General features: G+C 48.6%; 16 protein-coding genes. 2 read left to right on the forward strand and 14 right to left on the reverse strand.

Going from position 1 to position 15,982, the window contains the following annotated elements:
* Position 1: 1 nt before the first annotated feature.
* The 8 genes from ACE41H_RS21785 to ACE41H_RS21820 form a co-directional block, all read right to left on the reverse strand.
* Positions 2–1,129, reverse strand: coding sequence for a DNA methyltransferase (locus ACE41H_RS21785; protein ID WP_375357662.1), 1,128 nt, complete (start codon positions 1,127–1,129; stop codon positions 2–4).
* A gap of 172 nt (positions 1,130–1,301) precedes the next feature.
* Positions 1,302–1,562 carry a hypothetical protein gene (locus tag ACE41H_RS21790; RefSeq protein WP_375357663.1) on the reverse strand — a complete coding sequence of 87 codons (261 nt, stop codon included), beginning with the start codon at positions 1,560–1,562 and terminating at the stop codon, positions 1,302–1,304.
* Positions 1,563–1,814: 252 nt separating this feature from the next.
* Positions 1,815–2,294, reverse strand: coding sequence for a 23S rRNA (pseudouridine(1915)-N(3))-methyltransferase RlmH (gene rlmH / locus ACE41H_RS21795; protein ID WP_375357664.1), 480 nt, complete (start codon positions 2,292–2,294; stop codon positions 1,815–1,817).
* A gap of 286 nt (positions 2,295–2,580) precedes the next feature.
* Positions 2,581–2,748: a CxxH/CxxC protein gene (locus ACE41H_RS21800; RefSeq protein ID WP_305754029.1), complete on the reverse strand. Its 168-nt coding sequence runs from the start codon at positions 2,746–2,748 to the stop codon at positions 2,581–2,583.
* Between the two features lie 314 nt (positions 2,749–3,062).
* Positions 3,063–3,956: a hypothetical protein gene (locus tag ACE41H_RS21805; protein ID WP_375357665.1), complete on the reverse strand. Its 894-nt coding sequence runs from the start codon at positions 3,954–3,956 to the stop codon at positions 3,063–3,065.
* A 304-nt stretch (positions 3,957–4,260) separates the two neighbouring features.
* The gene (locus ACE41H_RS21810) at positions 4,261–5,748 is read right to left on the reverse strand and encodes a glycosyltransferase (RefSeq protein ID WP_375357666.1); all 1,488 of its coding nucleotides are present in this window, start codon (positions 5,746–5,748) and stop codon (positions 4,261–4,263) included.
* A 37-nt stretch (positions 5,749–5,785) separates the two neighbouring features.
* On the reverse strand, positions 5,786–7,258 hold the full coding sequence (locus ACE41H_RS21815; protein WP_375357667.1) for a glycosyltransferase: 1,473 nt from the start codon (positions 7,256–7,258) through the stop codon (positions 5,786–5,788).
* Between the two features lie 322 nt (positions 7,259–7,580).
* Positions 7,581–8,822, reverse strand: a complete 1,242-nt coding sequence (locus ACE41H_RS21820; RefSeq protein WP_375357668.1) for a S1C family serine protease — start codon at positions 8,820–8,822, stop codon at positions 7,581–7,583.
* Between the two features lie 365 nt (positions 8,823–9,187).
* On the opposite strand from ACE41H_RS21820, the gene ACE41H_RS21825 reads away from it, so the two are divergent.
* Positions 9,188–9,394, forward strand: a complete 207-nt coding sequence (locus ACE41H_RS21825; RefSeq protein WP_375357669.1) for a hypothetical protein — start codon at positions 9,188–9,190, stop codon at positions 9,392–9,394.
* On the opposite strand, the gene ACE41H_RS21830 is transcribed toward ACE41H_RS21825, so the two are convergent.
* From ACE41H_RS21830 to ACE41H_RS21855, 6 genes are all read right to left on the reverse strand, one after another.
* Positions 9,363–10,169, reverse strand: a complete 807-nt coding sequence (locus tag ACE41H_RS21830; RefSeq protein WP_375357670.1) for an MBL fold metallo-hydrolase — start codon at positions 10,167–10,169, stop codon at positions 9,363–9,365. The two genes, ACE41H_RS21825 and ACE41H_RS21830, sit on opposite strands and share 32 nt — an antisense overlap.
* A gap of 3 nt (positions 10,170–10,172) precedes the next feature.
* Positions 10,173–10,925, reverse strand: a complete 753-nt coding sequence (gene yycI / locus ACE41H_RS21835; RefSeq protein ID WP_375357672.1) for a two-component system regulatory protein YycI — start codon at positions 10,923–10,925, stop codon at positions 10,173–10,175.
* Positions 10,926–10,978: 53 nt separating this feature from the next.
* Positions 10,979–12,286 carry a YycH family regulatory protein gene (locus ACE41H_RS21840; protein ID WP_375357673.1) on the reverse strand — a complete coding sequence of 436 codons (1,308 nt, stop codon included), beginning with the start codon at positions 12,284–12,286 and terminating at the stop codon, positions 10,979–10,981.
* Positions 12,283–14,109, reverse strand: coding sequence for a cell wall metabolism sensor histidine kinase WalK (walK, locus tag ACE41H_RS21845; protein ID WP_375357674.1), 1,827 nt, complete (start codon positions 14,107–14,109; stop codon positions 12,283–12,285). The genes ACE41H_RS21840 and walK overlap by 4 nt, the downstream gene beginning before the upstream one ends.
* The gene (gene yycF, locus ACE41H_RS21850; RefSeq protein WP_375357675.1) at positions 14,106–14,834 is read right to left on the reverse strand and encodes a response regulator YycF; all 729 of its coding nucleotides are present in this window, start codon (positions 14,832–14,834) and stop codon (positions 14,106–14,108) included. The genes walK and yycF overlap by 4 nt, the downstream gene beginning before the upstream one ends.
* A 368-nt stretch (positions 14,835–15,202) precedes the next feature.
* Positions 15,203–15,454, reverse strand: coding sequence for a DUF6809 family protein (locus ACE41H_RS21855; RefSeq protein WP_375357676.1), 252 nt, complete (start codon positions 15,452–15,454; stop codon positions 15,203–15,205).
* A 221-nt stretch (positions 15,455–15,675) separates the two neighbouring features.
* Here ACE41H_RS21855 and ACE41H_RS21860 point away from each other — a divergent pair, with 221 nt between their 5' ends.
* Positions 15,676–15,858, forward strand: coding sequence for a hypothetical protein (locus ACE41H_RS21860; RefSeq protein WP_375357677.1), 183 nt, complete (start codon positions 15,676–15,678; stop codon positions 15,856–15,858).
* Positions 15,859–15,982 lie beyond the last annotated feature (124 nt).

Genomic DNA, 15,982 nt, shown 5'->3' on the forward strand with positions numbered 1-15,982 from the left:
TTTAATTTTTTTGTAATATTAATAAAGTTTCTTTTTTGATTTTTGCATGAGATAAATTAAAAGATTTTCTATGGTTTGCAATATTCCTATCAATAATTTCTACAACAGATAAATTATGTTTCAAAGCTAAATCTTCAATTATTTTAGAATTATCATAATGTTTCCCATGAATAATAGAACGTCCAACCACAAAACAAATATACCCAGAAGAAACTACTACCTTTGTTAGTAATTCCATTACACTATCCATCTGCAATATAAAATCATCTATAGTTTGATGATTTTTCTTAAAGTAATGAGCTCTTGCACCTATCTCACTATTTTTTACTTCATTCGGATTATATCCCAACCACCACATACGATATTTGTGATATAACCAATATTCATAGACATTGGGATAAGGGGGTGAAGTAATAACCATGCCGATGGGTTTCTTTATATCTGAAGGAGTTACTTCTAGAATGCTTTTATTAATTATCTGAGCGCTTATTTTATTTTCGAACAAATTTCCCCCAAGATATTGACTTAATTTTTGACATGCCATTAAAAAATAACTGAAAACATTTTCTTTTGTTACATTCTTTTCTACTGCAGCATATCTTGTATCACTTTCTTGATTTGAAACCCGAACAATAATACTTGATAGCGCAAGTCTCAAGCCATTTCTAGTAATTTCATTCTCAACTTTGTCAATTTCTGAAACTAAAACAGATATTGCATGCTGAATATCCTCTTTAAACCAATGATTAACGTTAGGAATTTCTTTGTTAATTTCATAACTATTTTTCTTTGCATTGCTAATACATTCTTCAGCGATATCTACAAAATTAGAAAATACAGTATTAGTTTTGACTGTACTTATCAAACACGCTATAGGGTTTAAATCTACTCCAATTGTTGGGTACCCCTTATTTTGAGCTTCTACTAGAGTAGTTCCACTACCGCAAAAAGGGTCAAGAACCGCTGTTCCTTCAGGCAAAGGAAGCGTGTCCAATAACGTTCTCGGTATTTCAGGAATGAATTTCGCTGGATAAGGATGAACTGAATGAATTCCTTTCGTCGTGCTTGAACTAGTAAAGTCCCAATCTATTTCATGAAGTTTTTCTTTTATATCATTTGCTGTATTCATTATTTGCACCTTTCCACTGTTTTTTCACAGGCATACTTTAGCATCAAAATAAGAACATATATCCTTATGAATATAATAAAATTTTTAATGAATAGCTTTTTAACTATAACACATTTTTCTATTTTGAAGTAAATGGTTATTTTTCCAAAAAATGAAATATTTGACTATTGCACTAAAGTTTTGATTCAATACGTTTTAATGTAACCAAAATCTCACTAAGAATGACTTCAATCTTGTTTGGTGTAGATTCAGCAATTTCAGTTCCAAAAGAAATATCTTCAATATTCCGGCTTGAGATTTTATCTAAACAGGCTTTAAATGCAATTTCCCAAGTTGTATGATTTGTTAACTTATACTCTTTAATATCATTAAAGGTTTGTATGTGCTCTTCTGAGAACTGCTGCCTATTGCCAATTAACCCCCTCTCTCGCAAGTGTTTTTTTAAAGCTCTTACATTTCCGATTTTATCTTTGACTTTCTGAACAAATTCTTCATCGGTGTACTTATAAATAGTTCTCCCTCCAATACAAATTCATTTAAAGTTATATTGACTTTTATTGATATTATTATAATTTTAATTCATTATTCGCTAATGGTCAACAAAAAAACAAACGTTTGTTCCTATAATTTTTGAGGAATACAAAAAGAGCAACCTTAAAAGACAACTCTTTTATAAAAACTTCATTTACTTATGATAAGGTTCCCCCCGATTGATCTTCACCGCCCGGTAAATCTGCTCCACCAGCACGAGCCGCATTAACTGATGCGGCAATGTCATGCGCCCGAAGCTCAGCTTCTGCTGGGCGCGGCGTTGGACGGCGTCGGAGAGGCCGTTGCTGCCTCCTATCACGAATACGATGTGGCTCGTGCCGTAGGTGGCGAGCTTGTCCAGCTCGGCTGCCAGCTCCTCCGAGCTCCACAGCTTGCCGTCGATGGCGAGTGCGATCACGTGCGCCTCGCTCTTGATCAGCGCGAGCAGCCGCTCGCCCTCGCGCTCTTTCACCTGCCGGACCTCTGCCTCGCTCATGTTCTCCGGCGCTTTCTCGTCCGGCACCTCCAGAACCTCGAACTTCATATAAGGGCCGAGCCGCTTCGCATACTCCGCAATGCCCTGCACCAAGTATTTTTCCTTCAATTTGCCGACCCCAATAATTTGTATGAACATTGCTGCCGCCCCTTTCTTTTAACACAAGCTTGTTCTAAACAGCAGGATTTACTTTCAACGATCATTCTATGTAAAAAGGCCGCCTATACCGCATGATAAGCACCATGGATTCAGCCTTCCAGGAGTCGGTCGCTTGATCAGTTCTGACGTCTTTCCCTGTTCTTCTCTCAGCTTAGCCCCATATGCTCCATTTTGACAATGACGAATGCCAAAAAGAGCGCGCCAGACGCTCCCGCCGGTCACGCTCTCCTGCTCGGACATTTCATGTACTCAAAATCATATCCGGTTATACAATCAGAAACTCGGCATGCTGATCACACTGCGAGCATTTGACCGGCGGGTCCCAATCGGAGAATTCCGTCTCCTTCAAGTCCACCACATCCGGTGCGTCCTCAAATTCATCGACAAACAGATCGATCGCCAGTTCCACATGTTCTTTACATACGACGTACATTCAAATAGCATCCCTTTCCGTTATACCTGTGAAGCAGCGGCTTGATTCATAGAGCTCCTGTTCTGGTATCTATCATTCTAGCCACTTCTCTGTTCTACCACACCTCACACGGAAAGAAAAGACCTGCGCCCCATTTGGTTATCCCTGTTTGGAGCATTGATGCTAATCAGTTGCATAAAGGAGCCTGCCTAAAGCTGACTGAGAAAAAGGGGGTTCTGATCTCCTTTGAAGAGGTAGAGCCGGAGGACATTCCTGAGGAGATCCGCATTCATCTGGAAGAATCCTGAGGGGAAATGCCAAAACCTGTCCGATATTTAAATAGTCTGTGTCTGAACAGAAATAACGTCTTCCGAGTACCTGCTCTTCTCAACAACGCCTTCCCAAGAGGGTACAATCTGCTTGCCGTCGAAAGCCATGTCATCTTCCATCAGCTCCGATTGTACAATGCATGACAGCATGCTTTGATATTCCTTGATCTGACCGGGCGAAGCATAGCCGCGGAACATCTCGAACAAAGCTATACACCTTTTAAAACCACTCATATCCTTCAGACGGATATACTTGTCCAATGCATGCAGCGTACAGGACAGGCCCTTCCTGTAATCCTTATTTTTCAAGCGATAAATGATGAGAAGGTACATAAATCTGGTATAACGAGAGAAAATGAGAGGGTCGGCTTCCATGGTGTCGGGGTTAAATTCTTCGATGAGTGCGTCGACTTCATCATTCAGATCAAAATCATGAAGCAGCGTTGCCTCCAAAATATTGACCAGACCGGGTGCCATTTCTTGAGGATGATCTATTAAGAATTGAACATATTTTGGGAGCGCTTCCACTTTGCCCTCTAATAAATCTAGTCCAAAGCTGTTGGCCTTGGCGAGAAAATTCAGACGTTGAATCTCTTTGATTCCATTGTCATCCAAATTCTGAAACCAGCCAAGATCCGAGTACTGACGGATACAGCGCCTTTCTTCCGCATAATTTTTCAGCTTTCTGAACGCGATTCCTTTCATGAGCAAGCTGAACCCATAGTAATACACCAGCGGGCGTTCTGTATGTATCGGCTGCTCATACATGCCACGAGCCGTCACATGCAGATGATCTGCAATATCGATCAGCTCAGGCCAATTTCCAAGTGAATAGGCCATTCGCAAAAGCTTGACAAGCCCGTCCAAATCGCGGTAGTTTCTTAAATCAATTTCCGTCATTTTGGAAATCACCCTCCTTCGTTATTTTCCATCCCATCCAAAGGTATAATAGTCTGATTTACTCGTCAATAGCCGCATTTTAGCGAATTTCCCCATAATTTGCTGATTGCTTGATTCCCAAAGCTGGAATGTAGCGGGAAACACTTTTTTCTTGATTCATCCGATCACCCAGGCTGCACTTACTGCACAGGGAAACCGCAAGAAACACCAGCTGCTTGCGATTTCCGGGACATATCGAGCAAGGCAACTATTCCATCAGTTGATCGGGTACGGTCCCGGAATTCGCTCAACCCTTCGAGGCGTATCAGGGCATGGATCCAGAGGGCTTAAGCTGCTGAATGAATTGCAATACTTCCTCATAATAGGGCTCTTCCCTGAAATGTTCCGTAAAAAGCTCTTCGAACCCGCTGAGATCCGTGGGAGATTGCTTTAGAACAAGATCGTGGTACCAAGGCAAAATATATTTAAATAAGGAGTGCTTCTTCTCAGCGCTGACATCCTCCTCCGTCAGTCCTTTTCCAATAAAGTAGCGAAGAATTTTCTGATAACCCCTAAAAACAACTTCGCCAAAATTATATCCGGAAGGCGGGTTATTCGCATATCGAAACAGGCCGCGGTGAATAACACAGAACAAAGGGTTTTTTTGAAGAATAGCGTACTGGATATACATCTGATTAAAAGAAGTATTAATAAAAAGATCCGGTTCTTCGATTCGCCCCAGATCCGTCCGGCGCAATATGGTGCCTGAAATAAAAGTGGACATAATCGTAGAAGCCCTTAAAAAGGCTGACGCTCCTTCGCCGTTGAAGACTTTGCCGTCGTGGTTGTGCACATGGATATGAATCACACCGCAATCCTGATGCTGCTGTATGGTATAGATTAAAGGCATGAGTGTGCCTTCCACAAAAAAGTCATCGTCTCCCTGGAGCTTGATGAAGGTCCCTTTGGCCATGTTCATAATTTTAAAAATATTGCGGTCTGCGCCTATATTTTCGTCATTGCGGTAATAGGTAATGTAAGGATACAAAGCGCTGAATTTTGCTGCAACTTCCGCCGTATTGTCGGTTGAAGCATTATCGGAGATCAATACTTCTACGGGAACATAGCAACTATGCAATTGACTTACAATCGATTGCAGACATGCTTCCAGATTGGCTGACCGATTATAAGTAGGAATGCAAATGGAAAGGAAGGGTCCGTCAAACCGTTCTCTCAGCATCTGTTCCCGTTCAGCTGCCGATTGTGGGGACAGCCACTCCGCCGTTTTATAATTGAAAACTTTGATAATCTCGGCCGGATTTCCTGCGGCGATGCAGTGATCCGGAATTGGCTGCTCAACCACGCTTCCGGACCGAATGATAGCTCCGCGTCCAATTCGCAGGTTACCGTGAATCACGCAGTTATCTTCGATAATGGCTCCTTCGCCAATCGACAATGCGCCATGATGGTCATTTATTCCTTGGGCTAAAATCGCTTTGCCTATCTCTTGATATTCGTGATCTGTATCGGAAATGCTAACCTGCCGGCCAATTCGTACACCAGACTCAAGCTCAACGCTGTTCAAGGCTGAAATCGTCATATTCTCCCCACAGATGCAGCCGTCCCCGATGCGAATAACAGGGGTCCTTCCTCTTCCTTTTGATATGACGCTAAACCAATGGCCTGATCGAATGTGGACATATGAACCGATTGAGACCTCGTCCGGGTGAAATATGAAGTGTCCTGCTTCCAAAACCGTTTCTTCGCCACAGTGATAAAGAGCGCTTGAGGCTACGGGATTCATAAAATTCATTGGAGTACTCCTTTCGGTTAATCGGATTTTGCAGACTTCATCCCCAATTGGCACGTATCTCTGCCATTAATTTCAACCCATCCTGATAATAGGGTTCTTCCCGGTAATGATCGGAATAAATTTCTTCAAAGCCGTCTGTATCCGCAACCGCTTTAGTCTCCAATATGACTTTGAACCAGGGGAGAGCGTAGGTCATTAAAACCAGATACTTTTGGGTGCTGAATTCCTCCAATGAAAGACCGCGTCCCACAAAATGCTTAAGAATTGATGGGAAGCTGCTGAACACAATTTCGCCAAAATTATAGTCATCCGAAGATAACCCGGCATAGGTGAAGAGGCTCCGGTTCCAAATACAATAATTAGGGTTCCTTTCCAGGATGGCGTATTGCAGATACAGTTGATTAAAGCAGGAAGACATGAATAGATCGGCAGGCTCCTCAAGAGCTTCCAAATCGGCTCGGCGCAGAAATATAGAAGAGATGAAGGTTCCATAAATGGATGTGGCGGAAACAAAGTTTGATAAACCGTGGCCTTTATGGACTACACGGTCATCCCCTCGAACATTTACATAGATAACCCCGCAATCCTGATGGTTATAAACGAGATTGAGCAACGGTAAAATGGTCTCTTCCACAAAAAAATCATCATCGCCCTGCAGCTTGATAAACGTACCGTTTCCCTGATTCATTACTTTGAAAATATTAAGATCGGCACCGGTATTGCTGCTGTTGCGTGTAAAGCTGAAATTTTCGTATTCCTCGGCAAGTCGGCTTAGCAGAGCAGGTGTACGGTCGGTTGAAGCATTATCTGATACGATGATCTCAATCAGTTCATTTCCCCGGACTTGGGATAAAATACAGTTCAGGCAATGTTCCAGATAATCGGCCCTGTTATACGTGGGAATACAGATCGACAGCAGCGGCTGCTTCCGTCTTTCATCAAGCAAACGGCGGGCTTCGCCGGCAGATGAAACCTTGACCCAGCAGTTCAAGGAAGGCACGTATAAACTCACAATTTCCGCAGGTACTCCTGCGACGACGGCATAATCGGGTACGTCCCCGGTAACGATGCTCCCCGCCTTTACCACACTGCCGAAACCTACACGAAGCGGGCCTTGAATGATGCTATTTGCCCCGATCCAGCAGCCTTCCTCCAAAAGAACCCCTTCTTTGTATCTGGAGGTCGGACTGCGTTCAATTTCACCATGGTCGGTCATGGTGACATGTGAATCAATTAATACATCCTTTCGCAAGGTTAAATTGTATTCGATATCGATGCTCAAACCCATGTTGATCTGGCAGCCGTCGCCAATGCTGATTTTGGCTGCGCTGCCCTCTTCCTCGCCAAACAGCCTGTTTCGTGTCTGAATCCTGTAGGGGGCACGAATAAATACGTCATTCCCGATACTGACCTGTTCCGGATGGGTAAAGATCCCGTCCTTTTGTATGAAGGTATTGCTGCCGAATTTTATAAATCTGCTTGCAAGCTCCACAGGGATATAAGTGCTCATAATTTGACTCCTGTTCGGAAGATTTTGCTTTACTCTATTCGGATTCCCGGAAAAATGAATGTAGGGAACTTTAATTTTATGATGAGAACACGATTTTCCGTATATCTCTCAAATCTTTGACCTTCCAATAAATGAACGAATCAGGTATACAGATCATTCCATGCACATTTGAGACTGTTAAGTCTCCTTGATCCTCTGGACAAAAATACGGGAAGCAAAGAAGACCGGGGCTAGTCTTGCCCTTGCCCGGTCTTCTTTGCTTCCCGTTATTATTTATTTCGGCTATGTAGCCGACTTCGGCAGCTCCACGGATGTATCAGCCTTATTCGTCCGGCTTATCCGTCAGGGTCACCGTCACCTTTTCGGCCTTGCCCTGACGGTAATAGGTGACTTCCATCTTATCGCCAATTTCCTTGTGATCATACAGATAACGCCGCAGCTCCAGTGTAGATTTAATCGGTATTCCGTCCAGAGCCGTAATCACATCGTTCAGCTTCAGGGCGGCTTCCTCCGCAGGGCCGTGCGATTCCAGCACAATGACCCCTGACTTGACCTCGTCCGGAAGCTTCAGCTCCTTGCGCTGCTCGTCATCAATCGGAGCGTATGGATTTTCCAGATCAATTGTGTATACGCCCAGGTAAGGACGCTCCATTTCGCCATCGTCCATCAGATCATAGACCGTGGCCATCACTTCATTCGCCGGAATGGCAAAGCCCAGTCCCTCCACGCCGGTATCTGCAATTTTCATCGTATTTATGCCGATGACACGCCCGTTCAGATCGACCAGCGCGCCCCCGCTGTTGCCTTCGTTAATAGCGGCATCCGTCTGAATGACACTCTGCTCCCAGTCATATACACCATCCTGATTAATGGACACCGGGATGATCCGGTTCGTATAGCTGATAATTCCGGAAGTAAGCGTATCGCCCAGTCCGAGCGGATTGCCGATGGCAATCACCGTTTCACCGAGACGCAGACGGCTGGAATCGCCAATCTCGGCAACCGTATCCATGTTCTTATCATCAACAGCCAGAACTGCGATATCCGATATGCGGTCCTTGCCGATCAGTTCCGCTTTCTTGCTCTCCCCGTCTACCGTCACTACTTCAAGGTCCTCGGCACCCTCCACCACATGATTGTTGGTCATGATGTAAGCCTTGCCTCCGGCAATGCGGAAGATTACACCTGAGCCAAGCGCCGAATCGGCCAGCGCCGCTCCCTGCCCGTCCCGGTAATTTACAATGCTTACGACCGCAGGACGCACCTTGGCAGCCGCCTGTATAATACGCTCATACGGGTCTGCGGAGAAGGACAGCGACTTATAACCATTGGCGCCGGTGAATGCTGTGGTGCCCGGAAGACCTGTAATAAAGCCGAACAGCAGCACAGCCACAATCGCGCCAATCGCACCGCTGACAGCCGCGGTCTGCAGCATCGACGGCCGTCGCAGGCGTCTTGTTCTCCCAGGCCATCGGGCCTTGTTATGACGGGATCCGGAGACGGGATTCTTCGAGCTGCGTCCCGACACTTTAGCCGAGTAAAAGTCGTCATCAAACAAGCCCATGCTGATCCTCTCCCCTTCTTGACACATACCGGTTACTTATTTATTACTACAAACTTCACTTTGCAAGTGAAACTGTGAAAATTTCATATTTTCTGCTCATTTGCCGCAGCACAAGTCGGCATTTCCAGCATACACGCTGGCGGACGAACCGGATAGAGGCAAAAAGAGGAATGATCTTCACCAAACCTGACTACAATAGTAAAGAGACTAGTAGACATGCATTACCGCTTTTGCGGGCATTCATCAGGCTGTTTGTGCATCTTCCAAATCTTTGTATTTGGTAATTGTATTGTATCATATGCCACTTTAAAAAACAGAGGCGTTTTAAGTGGACAAGCTCATTTTTTTGAAAGGAGAAATGCATTATGGAACGCTATCGTACAACTATGGAGGAAGTGGGGATCGTCGCCAAGCTGGCGGACTTGAAGGAAGAGCATTACCGCAACACACTTGCGCTCAGCACGCTGATTGAGCTGCTCGTGGAAAAGGGACTCTTGACCCGTGAAGAAGTGGAGCACAAAGCCGTCGAGATGGACAGCTTTATGGCTCACTCACCTTATCCCATGGCGTAGGCCTGTCGTAATACGTGTCGCACAGCCTGAATTCAGAGTCCTTATAAAAACAGCCGCGGTCTTCCATCGCTCCACGCACCGTCAGTTTAGCCAGCTCCATCATATTATGATCCCGGCTCAAATGTGCGAGATATGTCCGCTTTGTATTTCCGTCAAGCAGCTCGCTTAAGATCGCTCCCGCCATTTCGTTGGATAGATGGCCGATGTCGCTCAAAATTCTACGCTTGATATTCCACGGATAACGGCCCATGCGCAGCATTTCCACGTCATGGTTCGCCTCCAGGACCAGCACATCCGCTTTGGAGATCGCCTGCTTCACTTTGTCGCTGACATAGCCGAGATCGGTGGCGACGCTCAGCTTCTCCGGCCCGTCATAAAAATTGTAGCCCACCGGCTCGGCCGCATCATGGGAAATACCGAACGATTCCACCTGCAGGGAGCCGAGCTCCATCGTCGCCCCGGTCTCCAGCATCATGCGATTCATTTCTTCTATCGCTCCGATGGACTTGGCCATCGCCGCCCAGGTTTTCTCGTTGGCATAGACCGGGAGGTTGTATTTGCGTGCCATCGCCCCCAGGCCTTTAATATGGTCGGAATGCTCGTGAGTAACGAGAATGCCATCCAGATCCGCTCCGCTCAGATCACGCTCCTGCAGCAGCTCTTCAATGCGCTTGGCGCTGAGCCCGGCGTCGATCATCAAGGTGGTGTCCTCATTGCGGATCACCGTCGCATTGCCTGTCGAACCGCTCGACAGGACGGTAAATGATATGCCCATTGCTTATAATTCCTCCGTTTGTTCCGTCTTCGGGCTGATGACATCACCGTTCATCTGTACGTAATACTCCTGTCCGTCCTCCAGAATGAACCGCCATACCGCAACGGCCACCTGGTTGTCCGAGTTAAAATCACGCCCGTAATATCCCAGCCGGATATCCTTCACTACCGCTTCCATCGGCAAATAATTATCCACCAGTCTGCCCAGCGCCTTCGCCGCCGGCAATGCCGTTTCCTTTTCCTCCGTCGTCGTGAGCTCTACCGGAATTTTGCGGTATTCTGTAATTTTCTGATTGCTGTAATACAGCTCCAGATCCACCTTAAAAAGGGGCCACTTGCCCTCAACAAGTGGATGCAGCACAAAAGCGCCGAAGGCATCGTCTGAGTCATATTCTGCCAGCGGATCGTAATCGTAGCTGGCAATATCCGGAATCTCGGAACGCAGCGCCTCCGTCAGCTCCGGCTGGCTGAAAATCAGCTTGCTGTCCACCGGTTTGGCCAGCTTTACCCTTTTCCCGTTCTCGCCTTCCACGTACGTATAGGACAGCTTCGGCAGCTCCGGTGTTCCGCCGGGAATGGGAGCCAGCACCTGAATGTCCTTCTCTTCCATCAGCCGCTGCGTATCTGCGTCAAGGGAAGTGAAATCAAGCGACGGACCGGCTGTCTCGCGCATATCGCTCCACAGCTGGTAGCCCAGCACCAGATTCAGCAGCAAAAAGGTAAAAATCAGCACATTTTTGGCGCGGCTCCAATCCATTCCTGTTCCTCCTTCATTCCTTCAATCACAGCACTCCTTGCCTTCCCTGGCGGTCAACTGCTGCTTTGTGCAGAAGCATGGGACGCCTCCACCGTAAACTCGCCGCCGTTGTCCAGCTTAACCCGCCATACTGGCACAAGCTCGATTCCCTGATCGGTCAGCTTCGGCATATAAGCCGGGCTGATGCCGGTAACGGCTTGGCCTTCCGCCTGCTTGGCTAACTGCTGCTTGAGTTTCTCTCCCCCGGGCAGCATCACCTTTTTGGCAGAGTCCTCTCCGCCCTTCAGATACAGCAGTGAGCGCTCGTAGACAGACGCCGTTTCCTGCTGCATCTCCAGCAGAATGGTCCCGAAGCGGAAGGAGGGCTTGTCCATCATCGGGAAGGACTTGTAATACTGCTGGAATGACACTTTGGTCCCGTAATCCAGACTGCTCTGCATCGCCAACCGGTAGCGACCGTCCCAGCCGCCGTGCTGGTTGACAAATTCCACACCTGCAAGCAGATCACGGACGGTGTCGCTTTCCTCCGAGGAAGGGGCGGCCGGGTCCGTATAGCTCATCCAGCGCTGCTCCTGCTTCACCTGAAGACTGCGCTTGCTGTCCGTATAAATTTCCGATCCGTCCTTCTCCTGAATATTGCGCGTAATGCCCGGGTCGAAAAACAGGTTGCGCTGCATTTGCTCAATGGTGAACAATCCCGACAGCACGACTGGCTGCTCAACCTCCAGATCCTCCTGAGGGATGTAATATTGACCGTCTACCATTTCATATAGCGGTGAGCTGATGCCAAAGGCTACATGCTGCTGCACATCTTCAACTGTCAAATCCGCCTGGGTCGCTTCATACACGACATCTCCGCGGGTGCTGAAGAACAGCGCGTGCGTCTTCGACGCCTGACTGTCAGTATAGATCCATATCCGGTTGATCGTTTCCGCGCGAAAGACAGGGTCCGGTGTGATCCTCATCAGCCGCTCCAGCAGCGTAACCGGCACGCCCCCGCTGAAGGAGAGCTCAATCCCCTTGTTTTTCTCGCGAATTGCGTTCCAGTCTGCAGACTGGATGCTCCGTCTTTGATAGCTTTCAAAGATCCGCCCTTCCAGACGCGAAAGAATCAGATCATAAAAGGTGGTTCCCGGATAAAACACCGTATGTTTGTTTTCCCCCATATGGATGATCATCCGGTCGGGGAAAATCAGATCCTCAACACTCTGCTCCTGGCCCATATTCTCTGTCTGCACATAACTCGTCTCCGATGTAAGAAGCGTGCCACTTCCAGGCAGACGGTAGATCAGGAAATAGCTCTGCACCAGGCTTCCCAGCACCAGAGCGGTGAGCGCTGCCGACTTCAGGCGTTCTTTCACTGCGCTTCCCTCCCTTCACCCGGCAGCGGTAGTGTAAACGTCGCACGCGTACCTTTGCCAAACTCGGATTCCAGGGTGATTGTGCCACCGTGCGCTTTGACAATTTCCCGGGCAATCGACAAACCCAGCCCTGTTCCACCCATGTTTCGCGAACGGGCTTTGTCGACACGGTAAAAACGTTCGAAAATCCTGTCGAGATCCTTCTTCGGGATGCCAATGCCTGTATCCTGCACGGATATCGCAAGCAATCCGCCGCTGCGGCGGGCCTCGATCATAATGCTCCCGCCTTCCGGCGTATATTTGAGCCCATTCGATACCAGATTATCCAGCACTTGGTCCACCTGATCCCGATCCATCATAACGGCGCCAATGCCCTGTTCAATGACGACCCGGTCCGTGATCTGCTTTTCCTGCATTTGAAACGAAAAGCGGTCCGCCACGTCCTCCAACAGTTCTTCAACATCCACTGGCTGGATACGAAGCGGAGCCTCATTGGAATCCAGTCTGGACAGGTGCAGCAGATCCGTAACGAGCCGAATCATCCGCTCAGTCTCGTTGCGGATGACGCCAACAAAGCGCTCGCCAAGCTGCGGCTCCTGCATAGCGCCCTCGTCCAGCGCCTCCGCGTAGCTCCGGATTGTCGTCAGCGGTGTCCGCAGTTCGTGCGACACGTTCGCCACAAACTCGCGCCGCGTGTGCTCCATCTCTTCCTGTTCAGTCACATCCTGCAGCACGGCTATGGTGCCGGTAATGCCGATCTCGCGGCGGTGAATCGGCGTGAACGTGACCCGGATAACGACCGGCTCGGATTGGTCCTGCGGCTCCAGCTGCAGCAATGCAGATGCGGGCACGCCTGTAATCAGGGCATCCGCTTCCTCCGGGTCGAGGCCGAGCAGCAGCGCGATATGCCTGCCGGCAATCTCGTTGTTGTTCACCCCGAGCATGGAGCTGGCGCGCAGGTTGACGAGAATGACACGCCCGTTCTCGTCTGTTGCGATGACACCATCGCTCATGTTCGACAGAATGGAAGACAGCTTCTCCTTCTCTTCCTCGTTCTGGGCGAGCGCATCGCGCAGTCTGCTGGTCATATAATTGAAGGCACTGCTCAGCTGTCCGATCTCATCGCTGCCGAACACGGGCATCTTCTGGTCGAAATTGCCCTCCGCCACGCCTGTCGCGTGCTTCGTCATCAGCCTGATCGGATGTGTGATCGTATGAGCGAGCACGACCCCCAGCACGGCGGTCAGCCCGAGCGCGATCAGCATCCCGGATAGAAACACGTTGTTGATCCGCTGCATTGTGTCATACAGCTCGGCCATGGAGGCAGCAATGTAGACGACACCGACAATTTTGCCGTCGCTGATGACCGGTTTGGCCACGACCTTTTTGCGCACATTGTCCTCGTCGATCATATATTCCTCATTATCGCGGATGCCCTGCAGCGCACGGCTAACCACGGTTTGCGTGTTTTTGCGGCCGACATAATCGGCATGCGAGCCCTGGGAGGTGATCAGCACCTTGCCGCTCGCGTCCAGCACCTGAATCTCGGCACCGCTGAAATCAAACAGATTGTTCACGCGCGCGCGCAGGCTCTCCACACTGTCTTCCACACTCTTGCCGCCGCTTCCGCCCAGATCCTGCTCCGCAAGCACGGCCAGCATTTCAGCCCGGGCCTGCAAATCCTGTGTGAAATTGCTTGTCAGCGAGTTCTTCATGGAACTGACGAAATACACGCCGATCAATTGCATAGCCACCAGGATGAGCAGCACATAAATAATGATCAGCTTCGCCTGGATCGTGCGGAAGAACTCCATCCACTTCATCCGAAGCTGCCACCTTTGCCATTATGGATCAAATAGCCAAGCCCGCGCCGGGTCAAGATGGTCTCCGGCTTGCTCGGATTCTCCTCAATCTTCTCGCGCAGCCGCCGGATGGTGACATCCACCGTCCGCACGTCGCCATAATATTCAAAGCCCCACACCGCCTGCAGCAAATGCTCGCGCGTCATCACTTTGCCCGCATTCTTCGCCATATAGTGCAGCAGCTCATATTCACGGTGCGTCAGATCCAGCGGTGTTCCATTTTTATAAGCGGTGTACATATCCGTATCAAAATAAAGCTCCCCGACGCGCAGCCCCTGCCGCTTATCCTCAGCCAGTTTGGATTCGGCAGCTGCGGCACCGCGCTGACGGCGCATCTGGGCCTTCACCCGCGCCAGCAGCTCGCGCGTGCTGAAAGGCTTCGTAACATAATCGTCAGCCCCCAGCTCCAGACCAAGCACCTTGTCGATCTCCCCGTCCTTGGCGGTAAGCATAATGATAGGGGTCTGCAGATGATGACCCCGCACCTCGCGGCACACATCCATACCGTCCATGCCCGGCAGCATCAAATCCAGCAGAATCAGATCCGGCTGCTGCTTGACGGCGATATCGACCGCACTGATTCCGTCGAAGGCACAAATGACCTGGTAGCCTTCCTTTTCCAGATTGAATTTCAAAATATCGGCGATAGGCTGTTCGTCATCCACCACCAGAATCGTTCCCTGCATGCCGTATCTCACCTCGATCGATCGATGATATGAAGATTATCGAGCTGTTTCTTCATTTATTGTATATATTTACTTTCAATCTAACGTTTATTATATATATTTATTTTATTCTAACGTTCATTTTAGCATAGCGGACCTGCCGTTACATCCTTCGCAGCCATGTTGTCTGACAAAAAAACACTCTTGCCGCGCAGAAAACAGCAAAAAAACATGCCCGGCAACCCCGAAGATACAAAAAAGCGTCCGAATGGAGACAAGCTCCATCCGAACGCTGGAACAGAATAGAAGTGGCCGCCGCCGATCGCCACGGCAAGATGCACTTCTCTATTTCGTCTCATGGGTAAAGGAAAACTGTTCCCGCGCCATCATCACCTCAACCAGCAGCGTAGCCCCCAGGTTGAAGCCATAATAAAAGGCAGCTTCAGCCTGCATCCCGCTGGGTTGTTTAGGTCGAATAAGTCCTCCAGCTCCCGGAACGCTTCCTCACCTAGTCGCTTTTTCCACTGCTCCGTGAGCGATGCAATGTTTCGGTTCAACGCCCGGTACTCGGGATGCGCAGGCATGATTGCCTCATCCGGCCGTAATCTCCCCCGGTATAGAGCTTCCAAAATAGAACCCATTATTCATCCTCCTTTGTGGATTGGACAGTATAGGCAACCACGCCGTTACAATTTGTGGGACCCCTATAGAAAGCATACACTAATCGTTAGCCAAAACTAAAGGACCCTATAAGTTCAATTTATGTTTTTTGAACTTTTAAGGCTCTCCAAGTACCTCCCGCCGTTGGTCTACACTTTTAATAGGGGGACGTCCAGCTGAAATCGGAGAACAAAACCTCCAATTGCAGACGCTTGAAAAAATTGCGGAAGCCCTACATACCGAAGTGACCGTTACGTTTGGATCAAAGCAAGCTGCGGCTGAAATCGAGGAAAAATGGTTAGAAGAAATCGCTCAGTTGCTACGCGGCCGAACCGTACAAGAGCAGGAGCGCGCGTACCGCGTGTTGCGCGAGCTGCTTATTTAAGAGGATGCAGGGATGTGAGAACATACAAAAACTCCCCTTACAGTAACGAGGCCACTGAAAAACATAGCTTTTCTGAGGGCCAAAAGAGAATTCATCAAAAAGACGACATTTCATTCAGAAATAC

The organism is Paenibacillus enshidis (assembly GCF_042136365.1).
GTDB lineage: Bacteria > Bacillota > Bacilli > Paenibacillales > Paenibacillaceae > Paenibacillus > Paenibacillus enshidis.

Excerpts from the sequence above, each read along its gene's own strand:
- ACE41H_RS21785 (WP_375357662.1), bottom strand. The coding sequence starts at position 1,129 with ATGAATACAGCAAATGATATAAAAGAAAAACTTCATGAAATAGATTGG.
- rlmH (WP_375357664.1), bottom strand. The coding sequence starts at position 2,294 with ATGTTCATACAAATTATTGGGGTCGGCAAATTGAAGGAAAAATACTTG.
- ACE41H_RS21800 (WP_305754029.1), bottom strand. The coding sequence starts at position 2,748 with ATGTACGTCGTATGTAAAGAACATGTGGAACTGGCGATCGATCTGTTT.
- ACE41H_RS21805 (WP_375357665.1), bottom strand. The coding sequence starts at position 3,956 with ATGACGGAAATTGATTTAAGAAACTACCGCGATTTGGACGGGCTTGTC.
- ACE41H_RS21810 (WP_375357666.1), bottom strand. The coding sequence starts at position 5,748 with ATGAATTTTATGAATCCCGTAGCCTCAAGCGCTCTTTATCACTGTGGC.
- ACE41H_RS21815 (WP_375357667.1), bottom strand. The coding sequence starts at position 7,258 with ATGAGCACTTATATCCCTGTGGAGCTTGCAAGCAGATTTATAAAATTC.
- ACE41H_RS21820 (WP_375357668.1), bottom strand. The coding sequence starts at position 8,822 with ATGGGCTTGTTTGATGACGACTTTTACTCGGCTAAAGTGTCGGGACGC.
- ACE41H_RS21825 (WP_375357669.1), top strand. The coding sequence starts at position 9,188 with ATGGAACGCTATCGTACAACTATGGAGGAAGTGGGGATCGTCGCCAAG.
- ACE41H_RS21830 (WP_375357670.1), bottom strand. The coding sequence starts at position 10,169 with ATGGGCATATCATTTACCGTCCTGTCGAGCGGTTCGACAGGCAATGCG.
- yycI (WP_375357672.1), bottom strand. The coding sequence starts at position 10,925 with ATGGATTGGAGCCGCGCCAAAAATGTGCTGATTTTTACCTTTTTGCTG.
- walK (WP_375357674.1), bottom strand. The coding sequence starts at position 14,109 with ATGAAGTGGATGGAGTTCTTCCGCACGATCCAGGCGAAGCTGATCATT.
- yycF (WP_375357675.1), bottom strand. The coding sequence starts at position 14,834 with ATGCAGGGAACGATTCTGGTGGTGGATGACGAACAGCCTATCGCCGAT.
- ACE41H_RS21855 (WP_375357676.1), bottom strand. The coding sequence starts at position 15,454 with ATGGGTTCTATTTTGGAAGCTCTATACCGGGGGAGATTACGGCCGGAT.